This window comes from Amycolatopsis orientalis DSM 40040 = KCTC 9412, assembly GCF_000478275.1.
Lineage (GTDB): Bacteria > Actinomycetota > Actinomycetes > Mycobacteriales > Pseudonocardiaceae > Amycolatopsis > Amycolatopsis orientalis.
In genome coordinates, this window is record NZ_ASJB01000097.1 from 67,103 (window position 1) to 83,604 (window position 16,502).

Genomic DNA, 16,502 nt, shown 5'->3' on the forward strand with positions numbered 1-16,502 from the left:
GCGTAGTGAAGGAGGCCTTCACGGACTATGGCCCACGCGGGTGCCTCCCCTTGTCTCAAAGCGCGTGAAGGCCCCCTTCCCTCGGCTGAACCGAGGGAAGGGGGCCTTCACGCGCGATGAGGGTCAGGCCGTAGGAGGCTGATAGACCTTCGTGAGCTTCGACGCGGCACCCCGGTCCAGCAGCCAGAGCGTGCGACGTCCGCCGCGTGCTCCCGCCACCGGGATCTGGACCTCGCCCGCACCGGCCAGTGCCAGCGCGACGGCGTCCGCCTTGGCTTCGCCGCCGGTGACCAGCCAGACGTCCCGCGCGCGACGGATCGCGGGCAGGGCCAGCGAGATCCGGGTCGGCGGCGGCTTCGGGCAGTTGCGCACCGCGACGACCGAACGCTCCTTCTCGTACACCGCCGGGCTCTCGGGGAAGATCGAGGCGGTATGCCCCTCCCCGCCGAGGCCGAGCAGCATGATGTCGAACGCCGGGACGTCGCCGTGGTCCTCGGGACGGGCGTTGGCCGCCAGGACCTCCGCGTAAGCGGCGGCCGCGGCGTCGACGTCGTCGCCGAACTCGCCGTCCGAGGGTGCCATGGCGTGCACCCGCTTCGGGTCGAGCGGAACGTGGTCGAGCAGGGCCTCGCGGGCCTGCTTCTCGTTGCGCTCGTCGGAGTCCGCCGGGACGAAACGCTCGTCGCCCCAGTAGAGGTCGAGACGCGACCAGTCGATGGCGTCCCGGGCACTGGAGTCGCGCAGTTCCTTCAGGATCGCGATCCCGGTGCCACCCCCGGTGAGCACCACCGAAGCCGAGCCCTTGGCCGCCTGGACGTCCACGATCCGGGTGACCAGCCTGGCCGCCGCGGCGGCGGCCAGGAGGTCCGGGTTCCTGTAGACGACTACCTCGGTCTTGCTCATGAGTCGCTCTTCTTCGCGGCGACCGTGGCCTTCTTCTTGGCGGCCGCCGGAGCCTTCTTCGCCGGAGCGGCCTTCGAGGCCGTACCGGAGGAGATCTTCGTGAGCCCGTTCAGCGAAGCCTCGTAGACCTCGTCCGGGTCGAGCCGCCGAAGCTCCTCGATCAGGCAGTCCTTGTTGTCCCGCCGCTGCAGGGCGATCCGCCGCGTCGGCTGGCCGGGCTGGGTCAGCGTGCCGACCCGTCCGTCCGGCCGGTGCAGCTCCACCGGGCCGGAACGCCGGTCCAGCGTCACCGAGATGATGCCCGCGGCGCCGGTGCTCTTGACCCGCTTCACCGGCACCTTGAGGTACTCCGCCAGCCAGCCCGCGAGCAGTTCGGTCGACGGCGAGTCGGCCTCACCGGTCACGGTCGCCCCGGTGACCTTCTCATGCGGCGGAAGGTCCAAGGCGGACACGAGCTGTGCGCGCCAGCTGGTCAGCCGGGTCCACGCCAGGTCGGTGTCACCCTCCACATAGGACTTCGCCCGGGTGGTGAGTGCCCTTATGGGCGCCTTTTCCGCCGCGGAGTCGGTGATCCGGCGCTGGGCCAGCTCACCGAGCGGGTCCTTGGCAGGCGCCTTCGGGCCGGTGCCCGGCCACCAGGTGACGATGGGCGCGTCCGGCAGCAGCAACGGCACGACCGCGCTCTGCCCCTGAGCGGCCAGCGGGCCGTAGAGCCGCAGGACGATGACCTCGCTCGCGCCGGCGTCGCCGCCGACCCGGATCTGGCCGTCGATCCGCGGTGCCGCGGTCCGCGCGCCCTTGGCCACCACGATCACCCGCGAGGGGTGCTCCCGGCTGGCTTCGTTGGCGGCTTCGATCGCCTCTTCGAGCTTGTCGTCGTCGTCGGCCACGATGACGAGCGTCAGCACCCGGCCGAGCGCCACCTGCCCGCCCTGTTCGCGGATCTCGACGAGTTTCTTGTTCAGCTGCGACGTCGTGGTCGACGGCAGGTCGATGATCACGGACGCCTCCAGTTCCGGCCGGTACGCTCCAGCATTTCGTCCGCGGACGGCGGGCCCCACGAACCCGGCGGGTACTGCTCGGGCGCGCCCTTCTTGGCCCAGGTGTCGAGGATCGGGTCCAGGATCTCCCAGGACAGCTCGACCTCCTCGTTCACCGGGAACAGCGACGGCTCACCGAGCAGCACGTCCAGGATCAGCCGCTCGTAGGCCTCGGGCGAGGACTCGGTGAACGCGTGCCCGTAGCCGAAGTCCATGGTGACGTCGCGGACCTCCATCGTGGTCCCCGGCACCTTCGACCCGAACCGCAGCGTGATGCCCTCGTCGGGCTGCACCCGGATCACCAGCGCGTTCTGGCCCAGTTCCTCGGTCGAGGTCGAGTCGAACGGCAGATGCGGTGCCCGCTTGAACACCACGGCGATCTCGGTGACCCGGCGGCCCAGCCGCTTGCCTGTCCGCAGGTAGAACGGCACGCCCGCCCAGCGGCGGTTCTGCACCTCCAGGGTCACCGCGGCGTAGGTCTCGGTCGTCGAGTCCTTCGCGAAGCCCCCTTCCTGCAACAGACCAGGCACCTTCATGCCGCCCTGCCAGCCGCCCGCGTACTGTCCGCGCGCGGTCGTCTCTTCGAACGGCCCCAGCGGTTTCGTCGCCGAAAGCACCTTGACCTTCTCGGCTCGCAGCGCGCGCGGCGCGAACGAGACCGGCTCCTCCATCGCGGTCAGCGCGAGGAGCTGCAACAGGTGGTTCTGGATGACGTCGCGTGCGGCGCCGATGCCGTCGTAGTAGCCCGCGCGGCCGCCGAGGCCGATGTCCTCGGCCATGGTGATCTGCACGTGGTCGACGTAGTTGGCGTTCCAGATCGGCTCGAACAGCTGGTTCGCGAACCGCAGCGCCAGCAGGTTCTGCACCGTCTCCTTGCCGAGGTAGTGGTCGATGCGGAACACCGACTCCTCGGGGAAGACGTCGTTCACGATCTCGTTGAGCTCCTTGGCGCTCTTGAGGTCGCGGCCGAACGGCTTCTCGATGACGACGCGGCGCCAGGTCTCCTCGCTCGCGTCGGCGAGGCCGGAGCGGGCGAGCTGCTTGGTCACCACGGGGAACGCGCTCGGCGGGATCGACAGGTAGAACGCGGTGTTGCCCCCGGTGCCGCGTTCGGCGTCGAGGTCCTTGACCGTCTGTGCCAGCCTGTCGAAAGCGTCATCGTCGTCGAAGGTGCCCTGGACGAAACGGATGCCTTCGGCGAGCCGGTTCCACACCGACTCCTTGAACGGCGTCCGCGCGTGCTCCTTGACCGAGTCGTGCACGAGCTCGCCGAAGTCCTGGTGCTCCCAGTCCCGGCGGGCGAAGCCCACCAGGGAGAACCCGGCGGGCAGCAGCCCGCGGTGGGCGAGGTCGTAGATCGCCGGCATCAGCTTCTTGCGGGCGAGGTCTCCGGTGACGCCGAAGATCACCAGGCTGGACGGCCCGGCGATCCGCGGCAGCCGCTTGTCGCGCGGATCGCGCAGCGGGTTGTTCCAGGCTCGGGTCACTCGCCTGCCTCCTGTACCGCGCGGACCAGTTCGGCCAGGCCGGCGGCCCGGTCGGTGAGGTGCAGGCGCAGCACCGGACGACCGTGCTCCGCGAGCACCTGGCCGTCACCGAGTGCCTGCGCGTGCTGGAGCACGCCGAGCGTGTACGGCCGGTCCGGCACGTCCAGATCCTGCTCGACGGCGCCGGTGATCTGCAGGAAGACCCCGTTCTGGTGGCCGCCCTTGTGATACTGCCCGGTGGAGTGCAGGAACCGCGGCCCCCACCCGAAGGTGGTCTGGCGGCCCGTGCGCTTGGCGATCTCGCCGCGCAGGATCGCCGTCGACGCGTCGTCGAGCCGGTCGAGGTAGGCCTGCACCGCGATGTAGCCGGTTTCGGGGGCGGAGTCGAAGAAAGCCCGCAGGATGTCCGCGAGCTTTCCCTCGGTGGCCACTCCCGCCGAACCGAACACCTGGACCGCGCCGTCCACAGTGGACGGCTCTTCGCCGCCCTTGAGCGCGTCCGGGTTGTCGAGCAGCGACCGCGCGGCCTTCTTGGCGGCCTCGACGTCGGGCTGGTCGAACGGGTTGATCCCGAGCAGCCTGCCGACGAGCGCGGTGGCGAACTCCCACAGCAGCATCTGGGCGCCGAGCGGGCCGGTGACCGAGATCTTCGCCGCGCCTTCGGCCGGTCCGACCGCCACCGGGGTGGCGTCGGCCTTCGCGTCGGCGAACCCGGGGGAGTCGGGGCCCTCGACGGCGACCGGCAGGAGACCGGTGCCCTGCTTGCCGGTGGACTCGGCGATCAGCTGCTCCGCCCAGTCGGCGAAGCCCTTGATGCCCGACCCGGTGTCCGCGATGACGACCTTCTCCGCGCCGTCCTCGTGCGCCGCGGCCCACGCCGCGGCCAGCTGTACCGCCGGGTTGTCGGTCGAATCGGCCGCCAGCGCCTCGGCGACCGAAGCGGCCTGGTCGAGCAGGCGGGCGATGTCCGCGCCGGCGAGTCCGGCGGGGACGAGGCCGAACGCGGTCAGCGCCGAGTAGCGGCCGCCGACGTTCGGGTCGGCGAGGAAGACCTTGCGGTAACCCTCCTTTTCGGACAGTTCCGCGAACGGGGAGCCGGGGTCGGTGACGACCACGATCCGCCGCGCCGCGTCGATGCCCGCGTCGGCGAAGGCCTTCGCGAAGATCCGCCGGTGGCTGTCGGTTTCGACGGTGCCGCCGGATTTGGAGGAGACCACGATGACCGTGCGCTCCAGGTCACCGGCGAGTGCGTCGGCGACCTGGCCCGGGTCGGTGGTGTCGAGGACGGTCAGCGCGACCCCTTCGGTCGCGGCGATCACCTCGGGTGCCAGCGACGAACCGCCCATGCCGGCGAGGACGACGCGGTCGACACCCTCCGAGCGCAGGTCGGTCCGCAGTGCCTCGATCTCGCCGATCAACGGCCGCGAGGACTTGTGCAGCGTCGTCCACGAGAGACGGATCGACGCTTCGGACTCGGCTTCGGGACCCCACAGTGTGGCGTCCTGGGACGCCAGTTTCGATGCGACCTGGTCGGCGACAAGCCGCTCCGCGAACGGAGCGGCTTTGCCGGCCAGGGCGGCGTCGGCGATTGCGACGCCGGTCGTTTCCCCTGCCATGGTCCAGATCAGTCCTTTGCCTTAGCCAGCTGTCCGTTGACGGTCTCGAGAAGCTCGGTCCACGACTTCTCGAACTTCTCGACGCCTTCGTCCTCCAGGACCTTGAAGACGTCGTCGATGTCGATGCCGACCACACGCAGCTTGTCGAAGACGATCTGCGCGTCGGGGCCCTTGCCGGTCACGGTGTCACCAGTGATCTCGGCGTGGTCGCCCGCGGCGTCGAGGGTCTTCTCCGGCATCGTGTTGACCGTGTCCTTGACGACGAGCTGGTCCACGTAACGGGTGTCGGAGTACTGCGGATCCTTCACGCCGGTGGAGGCCCACAGCGGACGCTGCGCGTTCGCGCCGGCGTCGGCGAGCGCCTTCCAGCGGTCCGAGGAGAACAGCTCCTCGAACGCCGCGTACGCGAGCCGCGCGTTGGCGATGGCGGCTTCACCGCGCAGCGCCGTGGCCGCCTCGGTGCCGATGGCGTCGAGCCGCTTGTCGATCTCGGTGTCCACACGGGACACGAAGAACGACGCGACCGAGTGGATGCCCTTGAGGTCGTGGCCGTTGGCCTTGGCCTGCTCCAGCCCGGCGAAGTACGCCTCGATGACCGCCTTGTAGCGCTCGACCGAGAAGATCAGCGTCACGTTCACGCTGATGCCTTCGGCCAGCGTCTTGGTGATCGCCGGGAGACCCTCTTCGGTGGCCGGGATCTTGATCAGCACGTTCGGCCGGTCGACGGTCTTCCACAGGTCCTGTGCCTCGGCCACCGTCTTGTCGGAGTCCTTGGCCAGCCGCGGGTCCACCTCGATGGACACCCGGCCGTCGACCCCGTTCGTGGCGTTGTAGACGTCGCGGAACAGGTCCGCGGCGTTGCGCACGTCGGTGGTGGTCAGCTCGCGGATGGTGGCCTCGACGTCGGCGCCGCGCGCGGCCAGTTCGCGAGTCTGCTCGTCGTACGCCTCGCCCTTGGACATCGCGTTGGCGAAGATCGTCGGGTTGGTCGTGACGCCGACGACGTGCTTGTCGCGGATCAGGCCGGCGAGGTTGCCGGTGTTCAGGCGCTCACGGGACAGGTCGTCGAGCCAGATCGATACCCCGGCCTCGGACAGCTGAGCGAGCTTGTCGTTGCTCATGTGCTGCGTCATCCCCTTCAGTTCTTGGTGTTGGCGATCGAGCGACGGGCGGCGTCGACGACGGCTTCCGCGGTGAAACCGAACTCGCGGAACAGCGTGGCGGCGTCGGCCGAAGCACCGAAGTGCTCGATCGAGACGTTCTCCCCGGCGTCACCGGTGAAGCGGTGCCACGACTGGGCGATCCCCGCTTCCACCGAGACACGCGCCTTGACCGACGGCGGGAGGACGGAGTCCTTGTAGGACTGCTCCTGCGCGTCGAACCACTCGACACACGGCATCGAGACGACGCTCGCCGGGATGCCGTCGGCTTCCAGGGTCTTGCGGGCCTCGACGGCCAGCTGGACCTCGGAACCGGTCGCGATCAGCACGACCTCGGGGCTGCCGTTGGACGCCTCGGCGAGGACGTAACCGCCCCGCTTGACGCCCTCGGCGCTGGTGCCCTCCAGCACCGGCACGTTCTGCCGGGTCAGCGCGAGGCCCGACGGGTGGTGGACGTCCTCCAGGACGGCCTTCCACGCGTACGCGGTCTCGTTGGCGTCCGCCGGGCGGACGACGTTGAGACCGGGGATGGCGCGCAGGGCGGAGAGCTGCTCGATCGGCTGGTGGGTGGGGCCGTCCTCGCCCAGGCCGATCGAGTCGTGCGTCCACACGTAGGTGACCGGCGCCTTCATCAGCGCGGCCAGCCGCACGGGCGGGCGCATGTAGTCGGAGAAGATCAGGAACGTCGCGCCGTAGGGGCGGGTGCCGCCGTGCAGCGCGATGCCGTTGAGGATCGAGCCCATCGCGTGCTCGCGGATGCCGAAGTGCAGCGTCCGGCCGTACGGGCTGGTCTTCCACATCTCGGTGGAAGCCTTCTCCGGGCCGAACGAGTCGGCCCCCTTCATCGTGGTGTTGTTGCTCTCCGCGAGGTCCGCGGAACCGCCCCACAGCTCGGGAAGCGGCTCGGCGAGCGCGTTGAGCACCTCACCGGAGGCCTTGCGGGTCGCGATGCCCTTGGCGTCCGGCTCCCACTTCGGCAGGTTGTCGGCGAAGCCCTCGGGCAGCGTACGGGTCGACATCCGGTCCGCGAGCTTCTTGCGCTCCGGGTTGGCGGCGCCCCACGCCTCGAACTTCTCCTGCCATTCGGCACGCGCGGTCTTGCCGCGGTCGACGGCCTGGCGGGTGTGGGCGATGACCTCGTCGTCGACCTGGAAGCTCCGCTCCGGGTCGAAACCGAGGATCTCCTTGACCGCGGCGACCTCTTCGGCGCCGAGCGCGGCGCCGTGGGCCTTGCCGGTGCCCATCTTCTTCGGCGCCGGGTAGCCGATGACGGTCTTCAGCGCGATGAACGACGGGCGCCCGGTCTCGGCCTTGGCGGCCTTGATGGCCTCTTCGATCGCGACGACGTTCTCGCCACCCTCGACGACCTGGGTGTGCCACCCGTAGGCCTCGTAGCGCTTCACGACGTCCTCGGACAGCGCGATCTTGGTGTCGTCCTCGATGGAGATCTCGTTGTCGTCCCAGAAGACGATCAGGTTGCCCAGCTCCTGGCGACCGGCGATCGACGAGGCCTCGGCGGTGACGCCTTCCTCGATGTCACCGTCGGAGGCGACGACGTAGACGTAGTGGTCGAAGATGCTCTCGCCGTGCGGAGCGTCCGGGTCCAGCAGGCCACGCTCGCGGCGGGCCGCCATCGCCATGCCGACCGCGTTGGCCAGACCCTGGCCGAGCGGGCCGGTGGTGGTCTCGACGCCCTTGGTGTGGCGGTACTCCGGGTGACCCGGGGTCTTCGAGTCCCACTTGCGGAGCTGCTTCAGGTCTTCCAGCTCCAGGCCGAACCCGGCGAGGTACAGCTGGATGTAGAGGGTGAGGCTCGAGTGGCCGGCGGAGAGGACGAAGCGGTCACGAGCGGGCCACTCGGGGTCCGCCGGGTCGTGGCGCAGCGTCCGCTGGAACAGCGTGTAAGCGAGCGGCGCCAGGCTCATCGCGGTGCCGGGGTGGCCACTGCCGCAGTTCTCGACCGCGTCCGCGGCGAGCACCCGGACGGTGTCGACGGCCCGCGTGTCGAGGTCGGTCCAGTCGGCGGGCACGTTGCGCTCCAGGAGTGGGTTCTTCTCGCTGGTAGAGGCGGTTTCGGACACTGAACTCGAACTCCCCGTCATCAGGTTGTGGCTTCTCTTCCCTCGTGGATGACCCACGTGTACCGCTACTAATCTCAATCGATCCGGAAGGGACGATATTCCTGCTCCGGACCGTTCGCAGAAGCACGCCGCGAGCTACCCCGGCCAGCCTAATGGTTCGGCCGGTGAAGGACCCGCGATCACCCTCTGGAAACAGCACGTCTAACATCGAGGGAGGGTTCAGAACGCGGGGATCCGGGGCCGCCACATCACCCGGAAGCCTGGCGGGACCCGGCCCGAAAACTGACGCAGGGAGTGAAATGTCGTTGGTGAACGCTGCGCACGGACGCAGTGACAGCACCAGCGCCGTACATCCGACCGGTGAACGACCGCACGGTGGCCGGCGAACAATCCGCCAGGTCGTCGGCGCGTACGCCGCCCTCGCGAAGCCCAGGGTGATCGAGCTCCTCCTCGTCACCACGATCCCCGCGATGTTCCTGGCAGGCCGGGAGATCCCGTCGCCGTGGCTGGTGCTCGCGACGCTCGTGGGCGGCACCATGGCCGCCGGAAGCGCCAACGCCTTGAACTGCGTCATCGACGCGGACATCGACAAGGTGATGAACCGCACGAAGCGCCGTCCGCTGGTGAAGGAATCGGTGCCCCGGCGCGGCGCGCTGATCTTCGGCCTCGCACTCGGTGTCCTGTCGGCCGTCGTGCTCTATTTCACGGTGAATCTGCTCTCGGCGATCCTCGCCGTCGCGACGATCCTGTTCTACATCTTCGTCTACACGCTGGTGCTGAAGCGGCGTACGTCACAGAACGTGGTCTGGGGCGGCGCGGCGGGCTGCATGCCGGTCGTCATCGGCTGGGCCGCCGTCACCGGCACCGTCGAGTGGCCCGCGTTCGTGATGTTCGGCGTCATCTTCTTCTGGACCCCGCCGCACACCTGGGCGCTGGGCATGAAGTACCGCGACGACTACGAGCGCGCCGGCGTGCCGATGCTGCCGGTGGTCGCCACCCCGCAGCACGTCGCGCGGCAGATCGTCATCTACTCGTGGGTGATGGTCGCCTGGACGCTGCTGCTGGTCCCGGTGACGAGCTGGATCTACACCACGTTCGCGATCCTGGCGGGCGGCTGGTTCCTCTTCTACGCGCACAGCCTGAACGCGGCGGTGCGGCGGGGCGAGGAGACCAAGCCGATGTCGCTGTTCCACCGGTCGAACACGTACCTGATGATCGTGTTCGTCGCGCTGGCCGTCGACTCGGCCATCGGCCTGCCCGTCCTCGGCCTGCCCTTCTGATCTTGTAGCGCGCGAAGGCCCCCTTCCCTCGGCTGAGCCGAAGGAAGGGGGCCTTCACGCGCGGGCGGGAATGAGAAGATGGCGGGCACCGTTGTACTTCGTTCGGCCCCTGTCCCTCTCTCGAAAGCAGGCAGCTTTTGTCCGTGTCCCCGGACCGGGAACTCGATGCGACGGACACCGACGTCGCACTCGAACAGGAGTACGTCACCACCCTGTACCGCAAGCTCGACGCCGAGCGGGTCGACGCGCAGCGCAGGCTCGACCGGACCCTGCGCCAGACCGGCGGCACCCCGCAGGCCCGCACCGAACGCGACGTCGCCACGACGCTGTACACCGACAGGCTGGCCCAGCTCGGTTCCGTCGAGCAGGGCCTGTGCTTCGGCCGTCTCGACTTCGTCCCCGGGCACGCGGAGGAGACCACCTACATCGGGCGGCTCGGCCTGTTCGACGAGGACGACGACTACCGCCCGCTGCTCGTCGACTGGCGCGCGCCGGTCGCGCGTCCGTTCTACCTCGCCACCGCCGCGTCACCCGAAGGTGTCCGCCGACGACGGCACATCCGGTCGCTGAGCCGGAAGGTCGTCGGCGTCGACGACGAGATCCTCGATCTCTCCGCCGCCGACCAGGGCCAGGACCTCGGCCTCGCGGGGGAGGCGGCGCTGCTGGCCGCGCTCGAACGCCGTCGCACCGGTGAGATGAGCGACATCGTCGCCACCATCCAGGCCGAGCAGGACCGCATCATCCGCGCGTCGCCGAACGGCGTCCTGGTGGTCCAGGGCGGTCCGGGCACCGGCAAGACGGCGGTCGCGCTGCACCGCGCGGCGTACCTGCTCTACACGCACCGGCAGCAGCTCACCACCCGCGGCGTGCTCGTCGTCGGGCCGAACAGCACGTTCCTCCGCTACATCGGGCAGGTCCTGCCGTCGCTGGGCGAGACCGGGGTGCTGCTGGCCACGATCGGGCAGCTGTACCCGGGCCTGGACGCCGCCGGCCCGGTCACCCGCGAGGCCGCCGAGATCAAGGGCCGCGCGGTGATGGCCGACGTCCTCGCCAACGCCGTCCGCGATCGCCAGCGCGTGCCGGAACCGGTGCTGGAGATCGAATTCGAGCGCGAGATCCTCATGCTCGACCGCAAGACCTGCACCGAGGCACGGACGCGCGCCCGCCGCTCCCGCCGTCCGCACAACCTCGCCCGGCGGATCTTCGTCTCCGACGTCCTCGACGCGCTCACCCGGCAGGCCGCCCGCAAACTGGGGGAGGACCTGCTCGACGCGCGCGACGTCCAGGACATCCGCGCCGAGGTCGCCGCCGACAAGAACGTGGCCGCGGCCCTTGACGGACTGTGGCCGACGCTCACCCCCGAAGTCGTGCTCGACGAACTGTTCGCCGACCCTGAACGGTTGCGCGGTGCGGCCGGGAAAGCCTTGTCGGCCAACGAACGTGAGCATCTCTACAGCCCTACGGACGCGGCGTGGAGTCCGGCGGACGTCCCGCTCCTCGACGAACTCGCCGAATTGCTGGGCGAGGACGACACCGACGCCCGTGCCGAACGCGCCCGCCGTGAGCGGGAAGACCGCGCGTACGCGGAAGGCGTGCTCGACATCCTCGAACAGGACGAGGAGATCATCGACGAGGAACTGCTGCGGGTGAGCGACGTCCTCGACGCCGAACTGTTCGCCGAACGCCAGCAGCGCCGCGGCGAGATGACCGCGGCGCAGCGGGCCGCCCAGGACCGGACCTGGACCTTCGGACATGTGATCGTCGACGAGGCGCAAGAACTGACCGCGATGGACTGGCGGCTGCTGATGCGCCGGTCGCCGAACCGGTCGATGACGCTCGTCGGCGACGTCGCCCAGACCGGGGCGGCCGGGGGAGCCCGGTCCTGGGCCGAGGTGCTGTCGCCCTATGTCGCCGACCGCTGGCGGCTGGAAGAGCTGACCGTGAACTACCGGACCCCGGCGGAGATCATGACCGTCGCGTCCCGGGTGCTCGCCGAGGTGGATCCGACCCTCGAAGCGCCGGTTTCGGTGCGGGAAACCGGTTTCCAGCCTTGGCTGCGTTCCGTGGCGCCCGCGGATCTGGGCGCCGAGCTGCCGGGGCTCGTCGAGGCCGAACTGTCCGCTGTGGACGGTGGGACGGTCGCCGTGCTGTGCCCGGCTTCGCGGATCGCCGCTGTTTCGGAGACGCTCGGTGAGGCGGGGGACCGCGTGTCGGTCATGGCGGTGGACCGGGCGAAGGGCCTGGAGTTCGACTCCGTCGTGCTGGTCGCGCCCGACGAGGTCGTCACCGAGTCGCCGCGCGGGCTCAACGACCTTTATGTGGCCCTGACCAGGGCGACCCGTCGGATGGGCGTAGTGCAGACCGGTGAGGCTGTTCCGGCGCTGGAAGGTCTTGGCTAAGGTCGGCCGCATGCGCACATTCGGCAAGATCGTGGTCATCGGCGCGGGCGTCCTCGCCCTGGCGGCCTGTGGCGAGAAGCAGAACACCGCGGCCCCGGCCCAGTCTTCCGGCGCGGCCCCCGCGTCGGCTTCGTCGTCGGCCGCGGCCGCCCCGAAGGGCAAGGAGTGCACCGCGGACGACGTCAAGACCACCGGGAAGTTCGGGGAGGCGCCGACCATCACGATCCCGGACGACTGCGACCCGCCGAAGAAGCTCATCACCAAGGACCTCGAACCCGGCACCGGCGAGGGCGCCAAATCCGGCGCGAACCTGAAGATGAACTACTCGCTGGTCACCTGGTCCAACAAGAAGAAGCTGGACAGCTCGTTCGACCGCGGCGAGCCGTTCGACCTGACGCTGGGCGCGGGCATGGTCATCCAGGGCTGGGACCAGGGGCTGGAAGGGATCAAGCAGGGCGCGCGGCGGCTGCTGATCATCCCGCCGGACCTCGGCTACGGGCAGGGCGGCCGCGGCATCGCGCCGAACGAGACCCTCGTCTTCGTCACCGACGCGGTGAGCGTCCCCACCGACAAGGGCTGACAGCTGCCACCCCGTCTCGTGAGTGGTAATGACGGTTAGAACCGTCATTACCACTCACGAGTCAGCGGGCGTGCTCCCAGGTGAGCAGGGTGCGCTCCAGCCCCTTCTCGACCTTGGTCTCCGGTGGAACGTCGGCCGGGGCGTAGCCGACGCGGCGGGCGACGGCCTCGCTGGCCGCGTTCTGCGCGTCGATCTTCAGCCGCAGCGGCCCGAGACCGAGTTCCAGCGCGTACGCGGTGAGCACCCGGAGGGACCGTGCCGCCAGATCCTGCCCTCGGTGGGCCGGTCCGACCGCGTAGCCGAGTTCGGCGTGTCCCTCTTCGTTCAGGAACAGCACCACCTCGCCGAGCGGCTCACCGCCGTCGGTCGTGATGGCGAGCCGTCGCCCCGAGCCCTCCGCCCGGCGGGTGACGGCTTTCTCGTAGTGCGCCTTCGCCGCGACCTCGTCGAAGGGCGAAGGCAACGGCGTGAACTTCGCGACGGCCGGATTGTCGAACAGCCCGGGCATGAACGCGATGTCGTCTTCGACCCAGTCCCGCAGGACGAGCCCTTCGCCTTCGAGCCGGACCTCCTCCGGCGAGAACACCGTCACGGGATCAGCAGGAGCTTGCCGGTGGTACGGCGGCCCTGGAGGTCTTCGTGCGCCTGGCGGGCATCGGCGAGCGGGTAGCGGCCGCCGATCCGGATGTTCAGCGAACCGTCCTGGACGGCGGCGAACAGTTCGTTCACCCGCCACTCCAGTTCCTCGCGGGTGAGCACGTAGTGCGCGGAGGTCGGGCGGGTGAGGTACACCGACCCGCTGCGGTTGAGCAGCTGCGGGTCGATCGGCGGCACCGGGCCGCTGGCCGCGCCGTAGAGGGCGAGCAGGCCGCGGATCTTCAGGCTCGCCAGGCTGCCGTCCACAGTGGACTTGCCGACGCCGTCGTAGACCACCGCGACACCCTTGCCATCGGTGAGGTCGCGGACCGCCTTGGCGAAATCCACCTGGTCGTAGCGGATGACGTCGTCCGCGCCCGCCGCCTTGGCGAGTTCGGCCTTCTCGTCGGTGGAGACGGTGCCGATCACCCGTGCGCCGCGCGCCTTGGCCAGCTGGACCAGCAGCAGGCCCATCCCGCCCGCGGCGGCGTGGATGAGGACGTCGTCACCGGCCTTGACCTCGTACGTCGAGGCGATCAGCGCGTGCGCGGTGACACCCTGGAGCATCGTCGCGGCGGCCGTCTCCTCGGTCACGCCGTCCGGGATCTTCACCGCGATCGAGGCGGGGAGCAGACGGCGCTGGGCGTAGCTGCCCAGTGAGCCCTGCCAGGCGACCCGGTCGCCGACGGCGAAACCGGTCACGTCCTCGCCGACCGCGGCCACCGTGCCGGCGCCCTCCATACCCAGGATGAACGGCGTGTCGACCGGGTAGATGCCTTCGCGGTGGTAGGTGTCGATGTAGTTGACACCCGCCGCGGCGACGTCCACGAGCAGTTCCCCGGCACCGGGTTCACCGACCTCGACTTGCGCCAGCTCAAGGACTTCGGGACCGCCGGTGCGCCGGATCTGTACTGCCGTGGGCATACATCCTCCTCGTTCAAGGTCATTCCGACCGGGGACAACTATGGCCGACGCCACGCTTATTCCGCGTCCCGGGCATTTCCTGGTTAAGCTCGGCCCGTGGCTGAGACCGAAGAGAAGACCGAGACCGCCGCCCCCACGTCGCGCCAGGTCGCGGCCGCCCGCGACTTCGTCAAGCGGCACGGGAAGCCGTCGCGTGCGGTGGTGGAGAACATCGGCCGGATCGGCGCCCGGGTCGTGCTCGTGGGCGCCGACGGCGCGCTCGGCGACGTGGTCGTCGCCTCCACGGAGGCCGGTGACGCGCTGGTCGAGGCCGTCGAGGACCTCGAACCCGCCGAGTGGGACAGCGAGACCGTGAAGGCGACCAAGATCGGTGCCGAGCACCGCCGCCGGATGGCGGGGAAGTGAGCGGTTCCGCGATCCTCGTCTCCTGCTCCGCGCTGCCGGAAGGCGACGGAGACGAGCACGCCGTTCCCGAGGCGCTGGCCGACCTCGGCTTCAAGAGCCGTTGGGCCGCGTGGGACGACACGACCGTCGACTTCGGTGCGGCGGACATCGTCGTCTTGCGTGCCACCTGGGACTACGCCGAGCGCCGTGACGAGTTCCTGTCCTGGGCCGAATCGGTGCCCGCACTGGCCAACGCGGCCGAAGTCGTGCGCTGGAACATCGACAAGTCCTATCTGGCCGAACTCGGCGGCGCCGGTGTCGCGGTCGTACCCACGACCGTGATCGCCCCGGGTGACGACGCCCCACGCTGGCCCAAGGGCGAGTTCGTGCTGAAGCCCGCGATCGGTGCCGGGTCCCGTGGGGTCGGGAGGTTCGCGTCCGGCGACGCCGCCGCCCCGCATCTGGCGAGCCTCCACGCCGAGGGGCACACCGCGCTGCTGCAGCCGTATCAGTCCACTGTGGACACCGACGGCGAACTCGCGCTGGTGTTCTTCGGCGGGGTGTACTCGCACGCGTTCTCGAAGGCCGCGATGCTGGGCAGGGAACTCGACGAATCCGGTCTGTACGTCACGGAAAAGCTCGCGCCCGCGCAGCCCGCCGCGAAATTCCGCGCGCTGGCCGAGGACGTCTTGGACGCCACGGCGGCCCTGCTTGGCATCCTGCGCGCGGAACTGCTCTACGCCCGCGTCGACCTCGTCACCGGGCCGGACGGCAGGCCGCTGCTGCTGGAACTGGAGCTCGTCGAGCCTTCGCTGGGCTTCCGGCAGACCGACGACGCGGCCGCCTGGCGGTTCGCTTCCGCCGTCCGGCAGCAACTCGCCTGACCCCTCCCGCGTTGCTATGAAAGGACCTTTCCTTGCAAAATTTGCAAGGAAAGGTCCTTTCATAGCGTCCGTGCGCCCAGGACAGCTGTCGCATTCAGAGGACGAAACGCGCGAGAGAGGCTAGGCGTCAGGCGGGTTTCACGCGTTTGGCGGCCAAGCGCTCCGGCTTCGGCCACCGCACGTCCCGCGCCCAGCCGAGCTTCTCGAACAACCAGATCAGCCGTGCCGACACGTCGACCTGCCCGCGCAGGACGCCGTGCCGCGCGCAGGTCGGGTCGGCGTGGTGGGAGTTGTGCCACGACTCGCCCATGGACAGGATCGCCAGCGGCCAGAAGTTCGCCGCCTTGTCACGGCTGGCGAACGGCCGCTCGCCGATCAGGTGGCAGATCGAGTTCACCGACCAGCTGACGTGGTGCAGGAAGGCGATCCGGACCAGGCCGGCCCAGAAGAACCCGGTCACCACACCCCACCAGGACCAGCTGATCAGTCCGCCGAGGACCGCGGGCAGCGCCAGGCTGAGCGTGATCCACAGCCAGAAGTAGCGGTTCACCAGGCGAAGATCCTTGTCGGCCACCAGATCCGGCGCGAAACGCTCGTAGTTGGTCACCTCGCGGCTGAACATCCAGCCCATATGCGCGTGCCAGAACCCGCGCAGCAGCGCCGTGGGCGAGGTCCCGAACAGCCAGGGGGAGTGCGGGTCGCCTTCGCGGTCGGCGAAGGCGTGGTGACGACGGTGGCTGGCCACCCAGAAGATGACCGACCCCTGCACCGCGAAGCCCCCGGCGATGGCCAGCGCGATCCGCAGCGGCCGTCCGGCCTTGAACGCGCCATGGGTGAAGTAGCGGTGGTAGCCGACGGTCACCCCGAGCGTCCCGACGGTGTAGAACACGGCCGCCAGCACGAGATCGACCCAGGTCATGCCCCAGCCCCACACGATCGGCACGGCGGCGAGCAGTGCGACGAACGGGACCAGCAGGAAGGTCTTGAGGATCAACATCTCCCCGGAGCCCCGGCGATGGGAGATCAGGGGTTTGGCTTGACTGGCCGGTGCGTCCGGCTCGGTGCTGGCGGTCATACGACACCTCGTGCCTCGACTCGGTGGTGAACCCCCGTGCGGGGCACCGAAAC

The 16,502-nt window shown here is 69.6% G+C and carries 14 protein-coding genes; 5 read left to right on the plus strand and 9 right to left on the minus strand.

The window, feature by feature from the left end; all coding sequences use genetic code 11:
* Positions 1 to 123 precede the first annotated feature (123 nt).
* The 6 genes from pgl to tkt are packed head-to-tail and all read right to left on the minus strand — an operon-like array spanning position 124 to position 8,287.
* Positions 124 to 903 carry a 6-phosphogluconolactonase gene (pgl, locus tag L324_RS38945; protein WP_037320939.1) on the minus strand — a complete coding sequence of 260 codons (780 nt, stop codon included), beginning with the start codon at positions 901 to 903 and terminating at the stop codon, positions 124 to 126.
* The gene (gene opcA / locus L324_RS38950; RefSeq protein ID WP_037320941.1) at positions 900 to 1,904 is read right to left on the minus strand and encodes a glucose-6-phosphate dehydrogenase assembly protein OpcA; all 1,005 of its coding nucleotides are present in this window, start codon (positions 1,902 to 1,904) and stop codon (positions 900 to 902) included. Before opcA ends, pgl begins: the two co-directional genes overlap by 4 nt.
* Positions 1,901 to 3,430 carry a glucose-6-phosphate dehydrogenase gene (zwf, locus tag L324_RS38955; protein ID WP_037320943.1) on the minus strand — a complete coding sequence of 510 codons (1,530 nt, stop codon included), beginning with the start codon at positions 3,428 to 3,430 and terminating at the stop codon, positions 1,901 to 1,903. The genes opcA and zwf overlap by 4 nt, the downstream gene beginning before the upstream one ends.
* Positions 3,427 to 5,046 (minus strand): phosphoglucose isomerase-related protein, encoded by a 1,620-nt coding sequence (locus L324_RS38960; protein ID WP_037320946.1) that lies wholly within the window; start codon positions 5,044 to 5,046, stop codon positions 3,427 to 3,429. The genes zwf and L324_RS38960 overlap by 4 nt, the downstream gene beginning before the upstream one ends.
* Before the next feature lie 8 nt (positions 5,047 to 5,054).
* Positions 5,055 to 6,167: a transaldolase gene (gene tal, locus L324_RS38965; RefSeq protein WP_037321172.1), complete on the minus strand. Its 1,113-nt coding sequence runs from the start codon at positions 6,165 to 6,167 to the stop codon at positions 5,055 to 5,057.
* 17 nt (positions 6,168 to 6,184) lie between these two features.
* Positions 6,185 to 8,287: a transketolase gene (tkt, locus tag L324_RS38970; RefSeq protein WP_037320949.1), complete on the minus strand. Its 2,103-nt coding sequence runs from the start codon at positions 8,285 to 8,287 to the stop codon at positions 6,185 to 6,187.
* A gap of 299 nt (positions 8,288 to 8,586) precedes the next feature.
* Between tkt and L324_RS38975 the strand changes: the two genes are divergently transcribed.
* The 3 genes from L324_RS38975 (at position 8,587) to L324_RS38985 (ending at position 12,546) form a co-directional block, all read left to right on the plus strand.
* Positions 8,587 to 9,567, plus strand: coding sequence for a heme o synthase (locus L324_RS38975; RefSeq protein WP_037320952.1), 981 nt, complete (start codon positions 8,587 to 8,589; stop codon positions 9,565 to 9,567).
* A 143-nt stretch (positions 9,568 to 9,710) separates the two neighbouring features.
* Positions 9,711 to 11,966 (plus strand): HelD family protein, encoded by a 2,256-nt coding sequence (locus tag L324_RS38980; RefSeq protein ID WP_037321175.1) that lies wholly within the window; start codon positions 9,711 to 9,713, stop codon positions 11,964 to 11,966.
* A gap of 10 nt (positions 11,967 to 11,976) precedes the next feature.
* Positions 11,977 to 12,546 carry an FKBP-type peptidyl-prolyl cis-trans isomerase gene (locus L324_RS38985; RefSeq protein WP_037320955.1) on the plus strand — a complete coding sequence of 190 codons (570 nt, stop codon included), beginning with the start codon at positions 11,977 to 11,979 and terminating at the stop codon, positions 12,544 to 12,546.
* Positions 12,547 to 12,607: 61 nt separating this feature from the next.
* Here the strand turns inward: L324_RS38985 and L324_RS38990 are convergent, their stop codons facing one another.
* A complete protein-coding gene (locus tag L324_RS38990; protein WP_037320958.1) occupies positions 12,608 to 13,138 on the minus strand; it encodes a GNAT family N-acetyltransferase in 531 nt (176 codons plus the stop codon).
* The gene (locus tag L324_RS38995) at positions 13,135 to 14,106 is read right to left on the minus strand and encodes a quinone oxidoreductase family protein (protein WP_037320961.1); all 972 of its coding nucleotides are present in this window, start codon (positions 14,104 to 14,106) and stop codon (positions 13,135 to 13,137) included. The genes L324_RS38990 and L324_RS38995 overlap by 4 nt, the downstream gene beginning before the upstream one ends.
* A gap of 96 nt (positions 14,107 to 14,202) precedes the next feature.
* Here L324_RS38995 and L324_RS39000 point away from each other — a divergent pair, with 96 nt between their 5' ends.
* Positions 14,203 to 14,511, plus strand: a complete 309-nt coding sequence (locus tag L324_RS39000) for a hypothetical protein (protein WP_005152245.1) — start codon at positions 14,203 to 14,205, stop codon at positions 14,509 to 14,511.
* Positions 14,508 to 15,374, plus strand: coding sequence for an ATP-grasp domain-containing protein (locus L324_RS39005; protein ID WP_037320964.1), 867 nt, complete (start codon positions 14,508 to 14,510; stop codon positions 15,372 to 15,374). The genes L324_RS39000 and L324_RS39005 overlap by 4 nt, the downstream gene beginning before the upstream one ends.
* Positions 15,375 to 15,501: 127 nt before the next feature.
* Here the strand turns inward: L324_RS39005 and L324_RS39010 are convergent, their stop codons facing one another.
* The gene (locus L324_RS39010; protein WP_037320968.1) at positions 15,502 to 16,449 is read right to left on the minus strand and encodes an acyl-CoA desaturase; all 948 of its coding nucleotides are present in this window, start codon (positions 16,447 to 16,449) and stop codon (positions 15,502 to 15,504) included.
* Positions 16,450 to 16,502: the final 53 nt, after the last annotated feature.

What these genes read in the sequence shown, in the direction of transcription:
- pgl (WP_037320939.1), bottom strand. Translation starts at nt 903, where the DNA reads ATGAGCAAGACCGAGGTAGTCGTCTACAGGAACCCGGACCTCCTGGCC.
- L324_RS38960 (WP_037320946.1), bottom strand. Translation starts at nt 5,046, where the DNA reads ATGGCAGGGGAAACGACCGGCGTCGCAATCGCCGACGCCGCCCTGGCC.
- tal (WP_037321172.1), bottom strand. Translation starts at nt 6,167, where the DNA reads ATGAGCAACGACAAGCTCGCTCAGCTGTCCGAGGCCGGGGTATCGATC.
- L324_RS38975 (WP_037320952.1), top strand. Translation starts at nt 8,587, where the DNA reads ATGTCGTTGGTGAACGCTGCGCACGGACGCAGTGACAGCACCAGCGCC.
- L324_RS38985 (WP_037320955.1), top strand. Translation starts at nt 11,977, where the DNA reads ATGCGCACATTCGGCAAGATCGTGGTCATCGGCGCGGGCGTCCTCGCC.
- L324_RS38995 (WP_037320961.1), bottom strand. Translation starts at nt 14,106, where the DNA reads ATGCCCACGGCAGTACAGATCCGGCGCACCGGCGGTCCCGAAGTCCTT.
- L324_RS39010 (WP_037320968.1), bottom strand. Translation starts at nt 16,449, where the DNA reads ATGACCGCCAGCACCGAGCCGGACGCACCGGCCAGTCAAGCCAAACCC.